Below are 17729 nucleotides of genomic sequence, written 5' to 3' on the forward strand. Positions count from 1 at the left end.
AAGTGCCGCCCTCGGGCCGCTGGGGGGCGGCACTTTCGCAGGGAAAGTGCCGCCCTTCGCCGAGCTGGGTCAGCGCTTGAGGCCGTGTTCGATCGCTTCGATGATCCGCGGGCGCAGCTCGGCCGCCGAGATGATCGCGTCCACCGAGCCGACCTCGACCGCGCGCTGGATGCTGTGCACGCGGTCGAACTCCGCCGCCACCTCGCTCACCTTCTCCGCGCGGACCGCCGACTGGACCTCGGCCAGCTGGGCGCTCAGCGCCGCGCGGGCCGCGCCGCCGGCCGCCGCCACCTGGGCCTGCAGCTCCGTCACGCGCGGGTCGTTCGCCGTGCGGTTGTTGACGTCGCCGGCGAACACCACCGCCGCCGCCGGGGCGCCGCCCAGCACCGAGGCGAACGAGCCCTCCAAGGCCAGCACCGTCATGTTCGGGTTGAGCGCCTTGGAGAACACCACGAACGCGCCGCCGTGGTAGCGCGAAATCACGCAGAACACGATCGGGCCCTCGAAGTTGACGATCGCCCGGCCGATCTCCGCGCCGTACTCCAGCTGCAGCTTGCGCAGCGACTCCGGCGAGCCGTCGAAGCCCGACAGGTTCGCCAGCACCACCAGCGGCCGGTTGCCCGAGGCCGCGTTGATCGCCCGCGCCGTCTTCTTCGACGACCGCGGGAACAGCGTGCCCGCGGTGTAGGTGTCCGGCCCGTCGGTGGGCGGGAAGCCGCGGCGGGGCACCGAACGCGACTCGATGCCGACCAGGCAGACCGGGCGGCCGCCGATGTGCACGTCCTGCACCGCCGCGGTGTCCGCGTCGGCCATGCCCGCCCAGCGCTCCAGCACCGGGTGGTCCTGGTCGGACAGCGCGCGCATCACCGTGCGGATGTCGAACGGCTTCTTGCGGTCCGGGTTGTGCTCGGCGGAGAAGATCTGGCCGACGGTCGTGAAGTCGCTGCCGACGATCGCGTGCGGGAACGACGAGACGTCCCGGTCGACCGGGTCGCTCGTGCCCACCTTGCGCGGGCCGGCCTCACCCGGCACCACGTACGTGTGGTCGTAGTGCGACATCAGCACTTCGCGCGCGGCGGGCAGGTTCGGCGCCCAGTACTGCGCCTGGCCGTTCGGGCCCATCACGCGGTCGTAGCCGCCGATGCCGAAGTTGTCCTCGGCCGACACGCCACCGGAGAAGTCGAGCGCTTGCTTGCCGGTCAGCACCATCGCCGAGTCCGGCGTCATCACCAGGATGCCCTTGGTGTGCATGAGCATCGTGGCTTCGGCGTTCCAGTACGGCTGGGCGCCGACGTTGATGCCGTTGACCACGATGTTGATCTCGCCGCCGTCCTGGGTGAACGTGACGATCCGCTTGAGCGCGGCGGCGACCCAGTCCATGTTCTCGGTGCCCGAAGACATCGAGATCCGCGCGCCCGACGACAGCGCGAACCACTCCAGCGGAACCTGCATCCGCTCGGCCAGGTCGAGCGCCGCGATGACGCGCGAGCACTCCGGTTCCGAGAGGGCGCCGAGCGACTTCGTCGGGTCGCCGAGGAGCACGACCCGGGTGACGCCCTCGGGGTGCCGCTCGGTCGGGGTCGTGACGACGCCGGCGATGATCGCCGCGGCGTTCTTGCCCTTCGGCCGGTCCACCGGGACCAGGACACCCGCGTCGTCGAGGTCGTGTTCGGTGAAGGTGCCCTGCGGGCCGGAGAGCAGGCCGGTCAGCTCGTACGGGTAGACAGTCCCGCGCCGCGCCGCGCGCAGCACCTTCAGGCGGTAGTCGTCCAGGGGCTTCACCGGCTCGGTCGACGGCGGCTCGACGTGCAGCCGCGCGCCGTGGCCGGGGTCGAGGGTGATCCGGACCGCGAGCTCGGTCAGCTTGCCCGCGTCCGTGCGCCGCCGCGCGAGGAACTGGACCTCCTCCAGCCCGGCGCCCACCGAGGTCGGCAGGATGCGCTGGACCAGCGTGTTGAGTTCCTCGGTGGTCAGGTCGGTCGGCGGCCAGACGTACATCATGATGCGGTTCGTGTCGAACCGCTTGTTCTGCGGCCGCTGCGCCTGGATGTTGCGGATCGCGTCGAGGCAGGCGGTGACCGCGTCCTCGAGCGCCGGCAGCGCGACCAGCCGTCCGTCGGCCTCCCGCAGCGGCGTCAGGTCGCGGACCTGGCCCATCGCGATCAGCCGCTCGTCGGCCGGGTTGGTCTTCGCCGCGGCCTTGAACAGGTAGATCTCCTCGTCCGCCGAGGGCAGCCGGGTGAGGTCGAACTCGCGCAGCCGCTGCAGCTGCAGGCGCTGGGCGATCTGCGGGTGCAGGCCGCGGATCAGCCTGTCCTCGGTGAAGGCGGTGGAGCCACTGCCATCGCGTTCGAAGGTGAAGTGGTGGTGCATCACCGCGCCGCCGGTGCCGGCGACGGTGACCACGACCCGGCGCACCCCGGCCGGCAGCGGGTTCTCGGCGAGCAGCGCGCCGAGCCGTTCCGCGGCCGCGTCGGCCTCCGGCTGGTCTTCCCAGCGCAGGTACAGGTCGGCGACGACGCCTTCGGTGGCCACCTCGCCGAGCGTGCGGAGGGCGTCGGGGAGGGCGGCGATGTCGACGGCGGTGGTGACCAGCGGCAGCGCGCCTTCGGGGGCGTTCAGCTCGGCGGTCAGCCAGCGGTGCCCGCCGGCTTCGCGCACGGCGACGCCGGAGAGCCGGCGGTTGCCGTAGTACCGGCGGGTCAGCACCTCCAGCAGCGGCGCGTGGTCGCGGCCCGGTCGCCCGATCCGCTGCCCGATCAGCCGGACCAGCGGCTGCGAGCCGGTGATCATGGCCTGGATCCGCTCGGCGCGGTCCGGCGCGTCCGGGTGCTGGTCGAGGTAGCTCAGCTCGGTGCGGACGGCGGCGTAGACGCGGGCGCGGTTGCGGCGCAGCAGCGGCTGGGCGAACCAGCGGAAGACCACGCCGCGGGCGAGGTCGGACACCGCGGGGAAGCGCACCTGGGTGGCCTCGACCAGGTGCTCCAGGGTGAGCCCGGCGCGTTCGCTGAGCGTCTCGGCCGGCGGCGCCCCGGTCAGCCACTGCCGCAGCAGCTCCGAGACGACCGCGACGTCGGCCGCCGTCCGCTGCTGGGCCAGGAAGATCCGGAAGACCGCGGCCTCCAGCTCCGGCGTGCGCTCCAAGTCGGTGACGCCGTAGTGCGCGAGGACGCGCTTCAGCTTCGCCTGGAAGCCCTCGGTGACACCCGCGCGTTCGACGTCGAGGCTCTGCAGGTAGCTGTGGAAGAACTCGCGCGAGCTGTGCACCGGGCTGCCCGGTTCGGTGTCGAGCTCGCCGCCCGGGGTGTTGCGGCTGAGCTCGGACAGGTCGGCGAAGACGGTGAGCAGCTCCAGTTCGCCCTCGACCGGCCGGTTTCCCAGCTCGGCACGGGCCTCCAGGTAGGTCGCGACGAGCCGCTTGCGCTCGGCCGGGTCGACGTCGAAGCCGAGCAGCAGGCTGCGCAGGTCGTTCAGGCCGCGTGCGACGCGCTCGGCCGCGGACACGCCGTCCGGCACCGAAGGCAGCTCGATCTCGACGTTCTCGGTCTCGTCGGCCGCTGCGTCCTCGGCGCCGTCGGCCAGCGGTTCCAGGCGCATCAGCGGGGCGCCGGTCTCGACCTGGCTGCCGACGGACACCGGGCATTCGCGGACCCGAGCGCGGAACGGCGCGCGCAGCACCGTCTCCATCTTCATGCTCTCCAGCACGAGGATCGGCGCGTTCGCCTCGACCTCGTCACCGACGGACAGCGGCGTGGCGACGACCAGCGCGGGTGCGGGGGAGCGGACGACGCCGCCTTCGTCGCGGCTGATGCGGTGGGTGACGCCGTCGACCTCGACGAGGTGGATCGGGCCGTGGGTGGCCGAAACCAGCCGGAAGCGCCGCCCGTTGACCAGGATCCGGCCGCTGTGGGCGTCGAACCGGTCGATCTCGATGTCGGCGTGGTGCACGTCGGACGAGCCGGCCGAGATGCCGACGCGGAAGCGGCTCCGCCCGGCCCTGGCGACGGACACGCGATAGCCGACGCCGCGGAGCTTGAGGTCGAGCGGGCGGCCGCTCTCGTGCTGCACCTGCGGGCGGCCGCCGTGCGCGGTGGACAGCAGCCGCTGGACGGAGACCTCTTCTTCGTCCTGGTAGGCCTCGATGGCGGCCGCGGCGAGCGCGATCGCGGAGTGCCGGTGGGTGACCAGGCGGCCCTCGGCGCGGACGCGGTCGATCCAGCCGGTGTCGGCGCTGGCGTCGATGACCTCGGGCTGGTCGAGCAGGTCGAGCACGAAGCTCTTGTTGGTCGCGCCACCCTCGATGATCACGGTGGTCTCGGCCATCGCGCGGCGCAGCCGGCCGAGGGCCTCGTCGCGGTCGCGGCCGTAGGCGATGATCTTGGCGATCATCGAGTCGAAGTCGGCCGGGATGGTGTCGCCCTCGCTGACGCCGGTGTCGACGCGGATGCCGGGTCCGGCCGGCAGGGCCAGCCGCGCGATGCGGCCGGGGGAGGGGGCGAAGTCGCGGTCCGGGTCTTCGGCGTTGAGGCGCGCCTCGACGGCGTGCCCGCTCTCGGCCGGCTGATCGCCCTCGAGCTTGCCGCCGCCGGCGACGTGCAGCTGCAGCTTGACCAGGTCGGTGCCGGTGGTGATCTCGGTGATCGGGTGCTCGACCTGCAGGCGGGTGTTGACCTCGAGGAAGGCGAACAGCTTCTCGCCCGGGTGGTAGAGGAACTCGACGGTGCACGCGCCCCGGTAGCCCACGGCCACCGCGAGCCGTTCCGCCGACGTCTTCAGCTCGGCCGTCTGCGCCGGGGCGAGTACCGGCGACGCGGACTCCTCGATGATCTTCTGGTTGCGCCGCTGCACCGAGCAGTCGCGGACGCCGAGCGCCCACGCCGTCGTGCCGTCGGAGATGACCTGGACCTCCACGTGCCGGGCACCGGTGACCAGGCGCTCCAGGAAGACGACGCCGGAGCCGAACGCGCGCAGGGCTTCGGAGCTGGTGCGCTCGTAGGCGTCGGCGAGGTCCTCGCCGGAGGCGACCATGCGGATGCCGCGCCCGCCGCCGCCCGCGGTGGCCTTGAGCATCAGCGGGTAGCCGATCCGCTCGCCGGCCGCCAGCGCGTCTTCGAGCGTGGCGACCTCGCCGCGGCTCCACGGCGCGACCGGCACGCCGACCTCTTCGGCGATCAGCTTCGCGCCGATCTTGTCGCCGAGCTTGCGCATCGCGTCCGCGCTCGGCCCGACGAAGGTGACGCCGACCTTCTCGCACAGCTCCGCGAACGCCGGGTCCTCGGCCACGAAGCCCCAGCCGACCCAGGCGGCGTCGGCCTTCGTCTCGACCAGCGCCTTCTCCAGCTTGGCCAGGTCGAGGTAGGGCCGGGCCGAGGCCGGGCCCAGGTCGTAGGCCAGGTCGGCCTCGCGGACGAACGTGGCGGTGCGATCGGCGTCGGTGTAGAGGGCGACCGTCTCGATCCGCGTCCCGGTTTCCGCCGACAGATCCCGGACGGCGTGGATGAGCCGCATCGCGGCCTCTCCGCGGTTGACGATGGCGACACGACTGAACACCGGCTGAGCCTCCCAAGTACGCACGCGCAGAAGGCGACGTACCTGTCCTGGAACGTCGCCTGCACTTGTCTACACCCTGGTGGATGACCGGGGGTCAGACCAATGTCCGCCATGGCGCATGCCGAGGCGGCTGGGTTGTGGGAACCCCACAAAAAGCGACCCGGACCACACCGCCGGGACCCGCATTCACGCGAGGTTCGCGACAAAGCACCCCACGGGCGCGCGAACGGCGGGTGGCGCGGAAGCGATCAGGAGGCGAGCAGGACGTCGGACTCCAGGACCTGGCCCAGCTCGCGGCGCTCGGCCTCCGACAAGGGGACGGCGGCGACGTCGCACCGGCCGTCCGGCCCCGGCGCGGTGGTGACCACCAGCACGGGCCGCCCGTCGATCTCACGCAGTGTGACGCGGCCACCGCACGCCAGGTCGACGGTGACGCCGGGGCGGTCGCGATGCCTGCCCAGCCAGCGGCTGACGAAATCGAAGGTCATCGCGGTCTCCCCTCGGTACGGCGCGCTCCCCCTGGAGCACAGGTGTTGCTGACGGGTGCCCCGGATACCGCGGATCTACACCCGATCGTGCGAAACGGCGGGCCGGCACCCCCCGACGTGTGCCGGCCCGCCCGGTCCGGCGCCGGTCAGCGCAGGGGTGCCTCCAGGACGTACCGCTTCGCGAGTCCCGCACCGCAGTCGACCTCGACGGTCCGCCGGACGACCGGGGTGCCGTCGTCGCCGCGCAACGCGTAGCCCACCGCGGTCGAGTCCGGGATCGTGCGGACCTCGGCGGGCACGCGGCCGCCGGCGGCGAGCCGGCGCAGCAGCCGCTGCAGCGGCGCGTCGAGCGCCTCGTCCACAGTGGACGGCTCGCGGGTGGCCGCGCCGGCCGACGGCGGCGCGGCGGGCGCGCCTTCGCGCAGCCGCTCGACCTCGCGGGTGGCGTCGACGATCGTCGTCACCGTGCCGCTGCCGTCGATGCCGACCCGCACCTCGCCGAGGCCCGGCGTGACGACCGGGTGGCCGTCGACCAGCTGCGTGAACACCACGTGGGTCTCGCGCACCCGCGGGTCGGCGACGTCGTCGGCGGTGCCGCCGGCGTGGTACTGGTGGCGCACCTTGTCGGCGACCAGGTCGACGCGGTCGGCCAGGCCGAACGTCTCGACGGCGTCCTGGGCGATCCGGACGGCCTCGTCCGCGCTCGGCGCGTCCCGGCCGCTGCCGTCGGCGTCGGCGAAGGTGATCTCGCGGACGCCGCGGTGGTCGACGCTCAGCCGTGGGCCGCCCTGGCCGTCACCCAGCACGACGCCGTGCGGGCCCAGCGCGTCGTCCGGTACCCCGCCGCCGAGCCGGACGCCGTAGTGGCCGGCCAGCTCGGCCAGCCGGGACGGGGAAAGCCGCGCCGGGGCGAACCGGGCGGTCTGCGCCGAGCCGGGCAGCTCCAGCCGCGGTGCCCGGATGCTCTTGGCGGCGTCGTACCAGGTCCACCACCACCAGTTCTTCGACGCGGCGGCGGTCAAGAAGGCCCCCTCGTTCCACAGCCGGTCCTGCGCTTCGGCCTGCGTGGCCCCGCACGCGACGGCCGACGGCGCCTGGTGGTGGTCGATGTCCCACGACGCGTCCAGCCACGCCTTGCTGAACTTGTGGCCGTTGCCGTTCCACTTGTCGAAGAAGTAGGCGCCGTAGTGCGGGCTGTCGACGCTGGTCGTCTCGAAGCCGAAGATCATCCGCAGGCCGAGGTTGGCGGCGTCCCACGTGCGGATCGGGCTGTTGCCGTCGCCGATGCGCAGCGAGAGGCAGGTGGAGAAGAACAGGTAGCGCGCGACCTCGTTGCCCAGCCGCATGTCGGCCGAGCTCGCCCAGGCCGACCCGCCCCAGGTGCCGCCCATCGGCATCCAGAAGACACCGCCCGAGTCCATCGTGCCGTGCCCGGAGTGGTACTCGGCGACGCAGGCGTCGAAGCCGTAGGTGCCCTGCCAGTCGTCGTACTGTTCGCCGTAGATCCACGACAGCACGCCGCTGTCGGTGTACCAGTAGTTCGGCGCGGCGAACTGCTTGATGTAATTGTAGAAACCACCGGCGTCGTCGTGGGTGTAGGAAAGGTCGTTCATCCCGGGCGGGAAGTCCTCGATCGAGCAGACGCCGTACCGGTTCGCACCCCGATCGGCGGCAACGCCGGTTCCGGAGCCGAACGGATCGGCCGAGGTCAGCGCCCGTGCGCCGGCGGCCGCGCCCGGTGGCGCGGTGACCACGCCGTTCTTGAGCAGTGCCATGATTCCTCCCCGTGGGTGGCAGAATGCAGGAATCGGACAGTAGCTGTCGACACGGTGAAAACGATCGGATACATCTTTTTGCCACACCTTCAGCGCAACTATTTCAGGGCTGCACCGATTCCGTGGACCATTTTTGCGCGGGGCCGGGAACCGGTCGGCGCGCACCGGCCACAGTGGACAGCTCGACGGGAGGCGCGCCCGCCCGGCCGGCCGGGTCAGGATGGCGGGATGAAACTGGGACAGCTGGCCGCGACGGCACGGGACCTCTTCTCCGCGAAGCTCGTCTACGGCGCGCCGGTCGAGTACGACGGTGCCACCGTGATCCCGGCCGCGACCGTGTTCGGCGGTGGCGGCGGAGGCGGCGGCGACACGGACGGCCTTCCCGTGCGGGAGGGCGCCGGCTTCGGCGTGTTCGCCCGGCCGGTCGGCGCGTTCGTCGTGCGGGGCGGTTCGGTCACCTGGGTTCCCGCCGTCGATGTCACCCGGCTCGGCCTGGCCGCCGCCGTCACCGTCGTCGCCCTCGCGAAGATCCTGGGGAAGCGCACCGGAGGCTGACCGGCGTCCGGCGAAAGTTCACCGCCGGTTCGTGTCCGCGTTCGCCCGGCGCGCCTAGCCTCGGGTGCGGAGGTGCGCATGGATTCCGGGGACTTCAGCCGGCGGACGCTGCTGCGGGCCGGTGGGGTGGCGGCGACCACCGGGATGCTGCCCGGTGTGGCGTTCGCCGATCAGCCGGGCGGCTCGGGCAGCCGGACCCGGACCGTCACCGGCACGCTGAAACCGGACGTGCCGGACTGGTACTACCTGCCCGTCGACGTCCCGCGCGGGGTGCGGCAGATCGACGTCGGGTACTCCTACGACCGGCCGCCCGTTCCGGCCGGCACCCGCGGGAACGCCTGCGACATCGGCATCTTCGGCCCCGAAGGCCACGACCTCGGCAACGCGCGCGGCTTCCGCGGCTGGTCCGGCGGCTTCCGCGACCGGTTCTCGATCAGCGCGTCCGAAGCCACCCCCGGCTACCTCGCCGGCCCGATCGAACCCGGCCGGTGGCACGTCGTCCTCGGCCCGTACACCGTCGCGCCGCAGGGGCTCGGCTACCGGGTCGACATCACGCTCACCTTCGGCCCGGACGGCACCCCGTTCCGGCCGAACCCGGCCCCGGAGACCGCGCCCGCACGCGAGCGCGGCCGCGCCTGGTACCGCGGTGACAGCCACCTGCACACCGTCCACTCCGACGGCCGCCGCACGCCGGCGCAGCTCGTCGCCGACGCCCGGGCCGCCGGCCTCGACTTCATCGTCTCCACCGACCACAACACCTCCAGCTCGCAGCTGGTCTGGGGCGACCACGCCACCGACGACCTGCTGATCCTCAACGGCGAAGAGGTGACGACCCGGTCCGGGCACTGGCCCGCGATCGGCCTGCCCGCCGGCACCTGGATCGACTGGCGCTACCGCGCGGCCGACCCGCGGGACTTCCGGCGCTTCACCGGCCAGGTGCACCGCGCCGGCGGCCTGGTCACCGCGGCGCACCCGTTCGCCGGCTGCTTCGGCTGCACCTACGAATTCGCCTACGAGCTCGCCGACCTCGTCGAGGTGTGGAACGGCCCGTGGACGCAGGACGACGAGGCGAGCGTCATCCACTGGGACGGCCTGCTGCGCGGCGGCCGCTTCATCCCGGCGATCGGCGACTCCGACGCGCACAACCCGGACCAGCGCGTCGCCCTGCCGCACACCGTCGTGCTCGCCGACCGGCTGCGCCGAAGGGAGCTCCTGGCCGGGCTCGCGGCCGGGCGTTCGTGGCTGGCGGAATCGGCGTCGGTGCAGCTGGACTTCACCGTCTCGGGCGGCGGCACGAGCGCGGGCATCGGTGAGCGGCTCGCCGCGGGCACCGGGACACCCGTGACCGTGAAGGCCGTGGTCGCCGGCGTGCCGGGGACGACGGTGACGTTCCTCGACCAGCTCGGTCCGGAACACAGCGAGCCCATCGGCGACTCCGGTGCGGCCACGGTCACCTGGACGACCTATCCCCGCTACAGCCGCTGGGTGCGGGTCGAGGTCCGTCGCCCGTCCGGTGGCCCGAACACCACGGTGCCGAACGCCATGGTGGCGATGTCCAACCCGATCTTCCTCGGCACCGGCCACTGAACCCCGCCCGGCGCACCGCGTCCTCCTCTTGGGCAGACTGGTGCGAACGGGTGATGGGGAGGCAGTGTGCGCGGATGTGGCCTGAAGCTGGCCATGGTCCTGGTGGCGGTCATCGTGCTGGCCGCCGGGATCGTCGTGGTGGTGGCGTTCACCCGCGGCTCGATCCGGACGCCGGGGTGCACGGTGGCGCGGCCGGGGGACAAGGCGTCCACCTACACGTTCACCCCGGAGCAGATGAACAACGCGGCGACGATCGCGGCGGTCGGCACCAAGCTGGGGCTGCCCGCCCACGCGGCGACGGTCGCGCTGGCGACGGCGTTGCAGGAGTCCACGCTGCGCAACCTCGAGGGCGGTGACCGCGACTCGGTCGGGCTGTTCCAGCAGCGGCCGAGCCAGGGCTGGGGCACCATCGCCCAGCTGCGCGACCCGGTCTATGCGGCGACGGAGTTCTACGAGAAGCTCGTGAAGCTGCCGAACTGGGAGACGTTGCCGATCACCGAGGCGGCGCAGGCGGTCCAGCGGTCGGGCGTCCCGGACGCGTACGCGCAGTGGGAGCCGCAGTCCCGCACCATGGCGGCGGCGTTCAACGGCCAGTTCCCGGCCGCGCTGACCTGTCGCGACCTGACCCTGGCGGCGCCGGCGGACCTCGCCGGGACGGCGACGGAAGAACTGGGCACGGCCGGCCTCAGCGGGCCCCACCCGGCGGCCCAGGGCTGGACGTACGCGACCTGGCTGGTCGGCCGTGCCGAGGCGCTGGGCGTGGACAAGGTGAGCTTCGCGGGTCAGACGTGGACGGCGGAATCGGGCGCGTGGGCCCCGGACCCGGCGGCTGGTCAGGACCTCTCGCTGCACCAGACCGCGGCGGCCCAGGTCAGCGAGTAGCACCCGGCTCGGGCGCCCCAAGGCCACTGGGGGCGCCCGGGGTCAGCGAGCAGCCGGGCGGGTCGTGGCCGCCCAGCGGACCGCCGGGCCCATCGCCCAGCCCGCCGCCGCGAACACCGCCCCCAGCAGCAGCCAGCCCGCGAAGCCCCCGCCGATCACCACCGTGCTCAGCAGGACCGGACCGACCGCACGGGCCGCCGACACGCCCGTGCCGAAGAAGCCCTGGTACTCGCCCTGCTTGTCCGCCGGGGCCAGCGCGAAGCCGATCTCCCACGAGCCCGCCGACTGGAGCATCTCGCCGAGCACCTGCACCAGCGCCCCGGCGACCAGCACCGCGAACGCCACCGCCGGTGCCGTCCCCAGCGCCGACAGCGCGAACGCCACGCAGGAGGCCAGGAGCACCACGCCCGACCGGCGCACCATCCGCGCCGCCGAGCCGAGGGTCGTCAGGCGACCCGCGACGCGGACCTGCAGGACCACCACCACGACCGTGTTGAGCACGAACAACGCCGACACCGTCCAACCCGGCGCCGCGGTGCGCTCGACGATCCACAGCGGGATCGCGACGCTCAGCAGCGGCATGCGCAGCAGCAGGATCGCGTTGAGCAGCGTCACCAGCGCGTAAGGCCGGTCGCGCAGCACGGCGGACTTCGGTGCCCCCGTGCGCGGCGACGCCGTCCGCGGGACCGCGGGGAGAGCGTGCAGCAGCGCCGCCGTCACGACGAAGGCCGCCGCGTCGAGGACGAAGACCGTCAGGTACGCCGAAGCCGTGTCGGCCGAGAGGGCGAGGCCGCCCAGCCCGGCGCCGACGGCGAGCCCCGCGTTGCCCGCGGACTGCAGGTGGGCCCGGATGCGCGTCCGCCGCTGCGGGTCGGCGAGCGCGGCCAGCAGTGCCTGGCGGACCGCGGCCAGCCCGGTCTGGCAGCTGCCGTAGAGGCACGCGGCCAGCACGAACATCACCGGCGAGCGCACGACGAGGAACGCCAGGATCGACGTGCCCGTCGCCAGCGCCAGCAGCACCGCCGAACCGCGGGCCCCGTGGCGGTCGGCGAGGCGCCCGAGCGGCGCACCCGCGACCGAGCCCACCGCCCAGCCGAGCGAGAGCCCGAGCCCCACCTGCGCCGGCGTCAGCCCGGCGATCCGCGTGAAGAACAGCACCGAGCAGGTCAGGAACGCGCCGTCGCCGAGCGAGCCGGCCAGCTGGGCGGCGGCGAGCAGACGGCCGGGCCGCCGGGTCTTCGGCCGTTCGAGAAGCACTGTCATGGGAAGCACGTTAGAGCGCGGTTTGGCCCGATCCCAGATCCAATTCCACTCAACCGGATTGGGCCAATGTAGGCTCCCGGGATGGACTTCCACGTCAGCCTGGCCGGCCGTGGCGACCTCAGCGTCCGCATCTACCGCCAGCTGCGCGACGCCGTCCTGGACGGGAGGCTGCGGGCGGGGGAGCGGCTGCCGCCGACCCGGGAGCTCGCGCGGCGCCTGGCCGTCTCGCGCAACACCGTCGCCGTCGCCTACGACCGCCTCACCGCCGACGGCTTCCTCACCGGCCGCGTCGGCGCCGGGACGTACGTCAGCGGGGAACTCCCGGCGCCGAAACCGCGCGCCGCGCCGTCGCAGAACGGGCCGCGGCCGAGGGCGGTGTGGCGGTCACTGCCGGCCCCGGCCGCCGTGGCCCCCGCCCCGGTGTTCGACTTCCGCGTGGGCATCCCCGACGCCACGCTGTTCCCCCTGGACACCTGGCGGCGGCTGCTCGCGCGGGAACTGCGTGACAGTGCCGGGTTCGCGCACTACGCCGAGCCCGGCGGCCACCCCGGGCTGCGCGCGGCGATCGCCCGGCACGTCGGCGTTTCGCGTTCGGTCCGCGCCGACGCCGACGACGTGCTCGTCACCCAAGGCGCGCAGCAGGCCCTGGACCTGCTCTGCCGGGTGCTGCTCGAACCCGGCGACCGCGTCGCGATCGAGGAACCCGGCTACCGGATGGCGAAGCTGCTCTTCGCCTCGCACGGCGCCGACGTCGTCGGAGTGCCGGTGGACGGCGAAGGCCTCGACGTCGCCGCGCTGCCGCCGCGCACGAAACTGGTGTACGTCACGCCGTCGCACCAGTTCCCGCTCGGCACCCCGATGTCCCTCGCCCGCCGCACGGCGCTGCTGGCGTGGGCGGCCCGCGCCGGCGCGGTCGTCGTCGAGGACGACTACGACAGCGAATTCCGGTTCTCCGACCGGCCCCTGGAACCGTTGCAGAGCCTGGACCGCGACGGCCGGGTGGCTTACGTCGGCTCGTTCTCGAAGACCCTGCTTCCCATGCTGCGCCTGGGTTTCCTGATCGCCCCGGCATCGCTGCGCGACGCGCTGCACCACGCCCGGCAGCTGTCGGGCTGGCACGGCGACCTGCCCGCACAGGCCGCGCTGGCCGGGTTCATCGACGAAGGCCTGTTCGCCCGCCACCTCCGCCGCGCGACGAAGGTCTACGCGGACCGCCACGAGCGCATCACGACGACTCTGGAACGGGTTTTCGCGGGACGTCTCAGCGCGGTGCCGTCGGCGGCGGGCCTGCACCTGTGTGCCCTGGGCGAGGACGGCACCGACCTGGAGCCGATCGCGGCCCGCGCGGCCGCGGCCGGGGCAGCGATCCAGACGCTTTCCGATCTGTGCGGTGGTTTCCCGCGCCAAGGCGTGGTCCTCGGCTACGGCTCGATCCCCTTGGCGAGCATCGACGCCGGGCTCGCGGTGCTGGACGCGGCCTGGGGTTCGGCGTAGTGGTCCGTGCGCCGCCGCGCGGCGATCAGCAGGCCGCCGGCGCACGTCATCGCCGCCGTGGCCAGGATCATCAGCCAGCCCCGCCGGAAGTCCGCCAGGTCCGGCGTCCCGGCGAAGACCGCGACCAGCACCGCCGTGCCCAGGACCGTGCCGATCTGCCGGGCCGTGTTGACCATCGACGAGCCCGCGCCCCAGCGGGCCGCCGGCAGGACCGTGCCGACCACCCCCGACAGGCTCGGCAGGATCAGCCCGACGCCGAGGCCCGTCAGCAGCTGGCCCGGCAGCATCGACCCCGCGTAGCCGGGTTCGGATCCCATGCGCAGCAACCAGACCAGCACCCCGGCCCCGAACGCGACGCCGCCGAGGGCGACCACCGGGCCCGGCCCGAAGCGGTGCACGAACCGGCCGCCGAGGATCGACACCGGGACCACCACCAGCGGGCCCGGCGCCAGGGACAGCCCGGCCACCAGGATCGAGTCGTGCCAGATCGACGTCAGGAACAGCACGTTGCCGAACAGCATCGCCGCGAACCCGGCGGCGAACACCCCGGTGGTCAGGCAGGCCAGCCACAACGTCGGGACGCGCAGGGCCGGCAGGTCCAGCACCGGCACCGGGTGCCGCGCCGAGCGCAGCGGGACCCAGGCCAGCGCGACGGCGGCCACCGCGAACGCCAGCAGCACCGGCCGCGCGCCCCAGCCGCGGTCGGACGCCTCGACCAGCGCGTACGCCGAAGCGCCGACGCCCACCAGCAGCCCGGCGGCACCGAGGAGGTCCGGGACGCCGGTCGAGGTGTCCCGGGACTCGCGCAGCACCCGCGGCCCGGCCAGCAGTGTCACCGCGCAGATCGGCAGGTTCACCAGGAACACCCAGCGCCAGGACGCCTCGACGAGCAGGCCGCCGACCGGGGGGCCGAGGGCCGCGGCCGCCGCGCCCACCGACGCCCAGACCCCGACCGCCATCGGCCGCCGGTGCGGCGGGAACGCCGTCAGCAGCAGCGCCAGTGACGTCGGCATGACCAGCGCGGCGCCGATCGCCTGGACCGCGCGGAAGGCGATCAGCACGTCGATCGTCGGCGCGGCCGCGCAGGCCGCCGAGGCGAGGGTGAACACCGCGACGCCGGCGAGGAACAGCCGGCGGCGGCCGTAGCGGTCGGCCAGCCGCCCGGCCGGGGCGAGGCAGGCGGCGAACAGCACCGTGTAGCCGTTGAGCACCCACGACATGGTCGCCAGGTCGTCGCCGGGGAACGCCGCCCGGATGCCGGGGAAGGCGATCGTGACGATGAAGGTGTCCAGGCTGGCCAGGAACGCGGCCGTCGAGACGACCAGCAGCACGAGGCCGGGCTTCGGCGCGGTGTCGGTCATGGTCCTCCTAGGTTCGAAAAAGCAACCTAGCTGGACAAGGTGAGTCCCAACAAGAGACCGACTCGTCCGAAGCGACTCAGGTCACGCGGCCGCGCGCTCCTCGGCGCGGGCCTTCAGGGCCGCGAGGGTGTGCTCGATCGACCGGACGTTGTACCCCGGCCGGTCGGCGCGGCCGGTGACGCGCGGCCCCATGAACTTCCGCACCACCCAGCTGCCGATCCGGTACCAGTTCTCGGTGACCACGCAGCCGCCCGCGACCGGCGCCAGCACGTACTCCCACCGCGAAACCCGCGAGCCGAACGGCGTGCGCACGTCGAAGGCGAACCGGCGGTCCGGCTCGAACACGACCACCCGCACCCGCGTCCACCACTGCAGCTCGCCGTTGCGGTTGCGGCCGCGGAACCGCGCGCCGAGAGCCGGGCCGGTGCCGTCCAGCCAGCGGCCGCCGACGTTCTCCGGGCTCAGCTCGCCCATCCGCGGCAGGTCGGTGACCCACGACCACACCGTGCCCGGGTCGGCGGAGACGGTCACACTGCGCGAAATCGTCGGTTCCACGCCCCGACGGTGACAGCGGTCGCCGCCGCCGGGCAAGGCGCCGGCACGGAGTCCGCAACCGGGAAGAGCCCGGTCCGGGAAACCCCGGCCGCCGGATCGGGTTGTGAACCGCTCGTTGTGGGTACTTCGCGCGCGGAGGAGCCCCACGACACGGAGGGTGCGGTGGTCAGCGTGATTCCGATCGAAGTGGTGGGAATGGCCGTTCCCGTGCCCGGCGAGGCGCCCCTGATGCTGCTGCGCGAGCCGGAGGGCGCGCGCCGATGGCTGGCGATCATGATCGGGTACGGCGAAGCCGAGGCCCTCGTTCGCGCGCGCGAACAGATCGCACAGCCGCGTCCGGGGACGATCGAGCTGCTCGGTGACGTGCTCGCCGCGTTCGGCCAGGGCCTCGCCGCGGTCGAGCTGACCGAGGTGCGGGACGGCATCTTCTACGCCGACCTCGTGCTCGCCTCCGGCACCCGCGTCTCGGCCCGCCCGAGCGACGCGGTCGCGCTCGGCCTGCGCCAGGGCGCGCCCATCCGGGTCGCCGAAGAAGTGCTGGACGTCGCGTCCGTGCAGCTCGAGCTTCGAGCAGGAGACCGAAGGGCCGGCCGCCGACGTGCTGGACGCCGAAGCCGAAGTGGCCCGGTTCCGCGCCGAGCTCGACGGCCTGCGGCCGGAGGACTTCGACGACCTGTAGAAAGTTTTCTCCCGGGCGATGAATCCGGGCGGCGGCACCGGTACACCCACCGAAGCCGTCCGGACGGGAGAACGATGCAGGACTTCGCGACGCGCACCGAACCGCACCGGCGCGAGCTGCTGGCGCACTGCTACCGCCTGCTCGGCTCGGTCCACGAGGCCGAGGACCTGGTGCAGGAGACGCTGGTCCGCGCGTGGAAGGCGTGGGCGGGCTACGACCCGGCCCGCGCCTCGGTGCGCACCTGGCTCTACCGGATCGCCACCAACGCCTGCCTCACCGCGCTCGAAGGACGGGCTCGGCGGCCGCTGCCGTCCGGGCTCGGCGGCCCGAGCGACGACCCGGGCGCGCCGCTGACGCCGTCGTTCGAAATCCCCTGGCTGCAGCCGTTCCCGGACGCCCGCCTCGACGACCCGGGCCTGCGCCTGGCCCGTCGCGGCACGCTCCGGCTGGCGCTGCTGGCGGCGCTGCAGACCCTCCCGCCGAAGCAGCGCGCGGTGCTGATCCTGCGGGACGTCCTGGAGTTCAGCGCGGCGGAAGTGGCCGGGTTCCTCGACACGACCCCCGCCGCGGTCAACAGCGCCCTGCAGCGCGCCCGCGCGGGACTGGGCGGCCTGTCGGCGGACGAGGTGCCCGAACCGGACGACACCGCGGTCGAAGCGGTCGTGGACCGCTATCTGCGCGCGTTCGAACGCGCCGACGTCGCCGGGCTCGTCGCGCTGCTCACCGACGACGTCGTGATGGAGATGCCGCCGGTGCCGCTGTGGTTCCGGGGCCGCGGCGACTACGGCCGGTTCCTCGAGCGGCTGTTCGGGATGCGCGGCCCGCAGTGGCGGATGACCCGCGCCGCCGCCAACGGACGGCCCGCGCTCGCGGCCTACTGCCGTGACGACGCCGGGGTGTTCCGGTTGCACACCCTGCAGGTGCTCACCGTGCGGGAAGGGCGGGTCGCGCACAACGTCGTGTTCGCCGATCCGGCGGTCCTCGCGCTGTTCGACCTGCCGGCGACTCAGCCGGCGGCGCGCGCTTCCGACGGACGGCCGTAGGCGCCGCCGTCGTTGCTGCGCTGCAGGAGGCCTTCGTCGACGAGGTAGCGGCGCAGCGTCGCGTGGTCGTCGTGGACCATCGTGAGCTTCTCGCGGACGTCCTGCTCGCTGTAGAGCCGGCCGGGCTCGAAGCGCTCGACGAGGTACGCGAGCAGCAGCTGCCGCCGCTTGCCCGAGTGCGGGATGGAGACGAGCCGTCCGTGGCGGAAGAGCCCGTCGAGCGGATCGACCGGGGCCTTGGCGAGCGCGTCGCGGAACACCGGCGGCACGGCCCGGTAGCGGCCCTCGGCCACGGTGACGAGTCCCGCGTCGACGAGCCGCTTCGCGAGCTTGGCCGAAGCGGGGGACGCCTCGAGCCCGTCGGGAGCGGTGCAGATGCGGGCGAAGAGCTGGAGCCGGTCCGGGTCCGCGAGAGCGGAGACCAGCGCTTCCGGGGAGGCCATGGTCAGCGACCGTACCCGCCCTCGGCCCGGGGGTGAACCGCGTTTCGGCGGGCC

12 protein-coding genes and 1 pseudogene are annotated in these 17729 nt (G+C 73.4%); 6 read left to right on the forward strand and 7 right to left on the reverse strand.

The window, feature by feature from the left end; translation table 11 throughout:
* Positions 1 to 69 precede the first annotated feature (69 nt).
* From QRY02_RS10095 to QRY02_RS10105, 3 genes are all read right to left on the reverse strand, one after another.
* The gene (locus QRY02_RS10095; RefSeq protein ID WP_285991244.1) at positions 70 to 5550 is read right to left on the reverse strand and encodes an ATP-binding protein; all 5481 of its coding nucleotides are present in this window, start codon (positions 5548 to 5550) and stop codon (positions 70 to 72) included.
* Positions 5551 to 5798: 248 nt separating this feature from the next.
* Positions 5799 to 6038 carry a hypothetical protein gene (locus QRY02_RS10100; RefSeq protein ID WP_285991245.1) on the reverse strand — a complete coding sequence of 80 codons (240 nt, stop codon included), beginning with the start codon at positions 6036 to 6038 and terminating at the stop codon, positions 5799 to 5801.
* A 146-nt stretch (positions 6039 to 6184) separates the two neighbouring features.
* Positions 6185 to 7813: a DUF6345 domain-containing protein gene (locus QRY02_RS10105; RefSeq protein ID WP_285991246.1), complete on the reverse strand. Its 1629-nt coding sequence runs from the start codon at positions 7811 to 7813 to the stop codon at positions 6185 to 6187.
* 228 nt (positions 7814 to 8041) lie between these two features.
* Here QRY02_RS10105 and QRY02_RS10110 point away from each other — a divergent pair, with 228 nt between their 5' ends.
* The 3 genes from QRY02_RS10110 to QRY02_RS10120 all read left to right on the forward strand — a co-directional run bounded on the left by QRY02_RS10110 (position 8042) and on the right by QRY02_RS10120 (position 10837).
* On the forward strand, positions 8042 to 8368 hold the full coding sequence (locus QRY02_RS10110) for a hypothetical protein (protein ID WP_285991247.1): 327 nt from the start codon (positions 8042 to 8044) through the stop codon (positions 8366 to 8368).
* A 78-nt stretch (positions 8369 to 8446) separates the two neighbouring features.
* Complete coding sequence (locus QRY02_RS10115) at positions 8447 to 9955, forward strand: CehA/McbA family metallohydrolase (protein WP_285991248.1); 1509 nt, start codon at positions 8447 to 8449, stop codon at positions 9953 to 9955.
* Between the two features lie 66 nt (positions 9956 to 10021).
* Positions 10022 to 10837 carry a hypothetical protein gene (locus QRY02_RS10120; protein ID WP_285991249.1) on the forward strand — a complete coding sequence of 272 codons (816 nt, stop codon included), beginning with the start codon at positions 10022 to 10024 and terminating at the stop codon, positions 10835 to 10837.
* Between the two features lie 42 nt (positions 10838 to 10879).
* Here QRY02_RS10120 and QRY02_RS10125 read toward each other — a convergent pair whose 3' ends face one another.
* Entirely contained in the window at positions 10880 to 12100 is a 1221-nt protein-coding gene (locus QRY02_RS10125; protein WP_285991250.1) for an MFS transporter, read from the reverse strand.
* A gap of 81 nt (positions 12101 to 12181) precedes the next feature.
* Between QRY02_RS10125 and pdxR the strand changes: the two genes are divergently transcribed.
* Positions 12182 to 13594, forward strand: coding sequence for a MocR-like pyridoxine biosynthesis transcription factor PdxR (gene pdxR, locus QRY02_RS10130; protein ID WP_285991251.1), 1413 nt, complete (start codon positions 12182 to 12184; stop codon positions 13592 to 13594).
* Here the strand turns inward: pdxR and QRY02_RS10135 are convergent.
* Together QRY02_RS10135 and QRY02_RS10140 are read right to left on the reverse strand one after the other, a co-directional pair.
* Positions 13522 to 14955, reverse strand: coding sequence for an MFS transporter (locus tag QRY02_RS10135; protein ID WP_285991252.1), 1434 nt, complete (start codon positions 14953 to 14955; stop codon positions 13522 to 13524). The genes pdxR and QRY02_RS10135 overlap by 73 nt on opposite strands.
* A gap of 81 nt (positions 14956 to 15036) precedes the next feature.
* Positions 15037 to 15510: an SRPBCC family protein gene (locus tag QRY02_RS10140; RefSeq protein ID WP_285991253.1), complete on the reverse strand. Its 474-nt coding sequence runs from the start codon at positions 15508 to 15510 to the stop codon at positions 15037 to 15039.
* 273 nt (positions 15511 to 15783) lie between these two features.
* On the opposite strand from QRY02_RS10140, the pseudogene QRY02_RS10145 reads away from it, so the two are divergent.
* Positions 15784 to 16011: pseudogene (locus QRY02_RS10145) on the forward strand (bifunctional nuclease domain-containing protein); the annotation flags it as partial.
* 252 nt (positions 16012 to 16263) lie between these two features.
* Positions 16264 to 17232, forward strand: coding sequence for a sigma-70 family RNA polymerase sigma factor (locus QRY02_RS10150; RefSeq protein ID WP_285993809.1), 969 nt, complete (start codon positions 16264 to 16266; stop codon positions 17230 to 17232).
* Here QRY02_RS10150 and QRY02_RS10155 read toward each other — a convergent pair.
* Positions 17196 to 17675 carry a DUF2087 domain-containing protein gene (locus QRY02_RS10155; protein ID WP_285991254.1) on the reverse strand — a complete coding sequence of 160 codons (480 nt, stop codon included), beginning with the start codon at positions 17673 to 17675 and terminating at the stop codon, positions 17196 to 17198. The genes QRY02_RS10150 and QRY02_RS10155 overlap by 37 nt on opposite strands.
* Positions 17676 to 17729 lie beyond the last annotated feature (54 nt).

The organism is Amycolatopsis sp. DG1A-15b (genome assembly GCF_030285645.1).
Lineage (GTDB): Bacteria > Actinomycetota > Actinomycetes > Mycobacteriales > Pseudonocardiaceae > Amycolatopsis.

Bases quoted from the DNA above. Each gene is read 5' to 3' on its own strand.
- QRY02_RS10135 (WP_285991252.1), bottom strand. From the start codon at position 14,955: ATGACCGACACCGCGCCGAAGCCCGGCCTCGTGCTGCTGGTCGTCTCG.
- QRY02_RS10155 (WP_285991254.1), bottom strand. From the start codon at position 17,675: ATGGCCTCCCCGGAAGCGCTGGTCTCCGCTCTCGCGGACCCGGACCGG.
- QRY02_RS10125 (WP_285991250.1), bottom strand. From the start codon at position 12,100: ATGACAGTGCTTCTCGAACGGCCGAAGACCCGGCGGCCCGGCCGTCTG.
- QRY02_RS10150 (WP_285993809.1), top strand. From the start codon at position 16,264: ATGCAGGACTTCGCGACGCGCACCGAACCGCACCGGCGCGAGCTGCTG.
- pdxR (WP_285991251.1), top strand. From the start codon at position 12,182: ATGGACTTCCACGTCAGCCTGGCCGGCCGTGGCGACCTCAGCGTCCGC.
- QRY02_RS10100 (WP_285991245.1), bottom strand. From the start codon at position 6,038: ATGACCTTCGATTTCGTCAGCCGCTGGCTGGGCAGGCATCGCGACCGC.
- QRY02_RS10115 (WP_285991248.1), top strand. From the start codon at position 8,447: ATGGATTCCGGGGACTTCAGCCGGCGGACGCTGCTGCGGGCCGGTGGG.
- QRY02_RS10105 (WP_285991246.1), bottom strand. From the start codon at position 7,813: ATGGCACTGCTCAAGAACGGCGTGGTCACCGCGCCACCGGGCGCGGCC.
- QRY02_RS10110 (WP_285991247.1), top strand. From the start codon at position 8,042: ATGAAACTGGGACAGCTGGCCGCGACGGCACGGGACCTCTTCTCCGCG.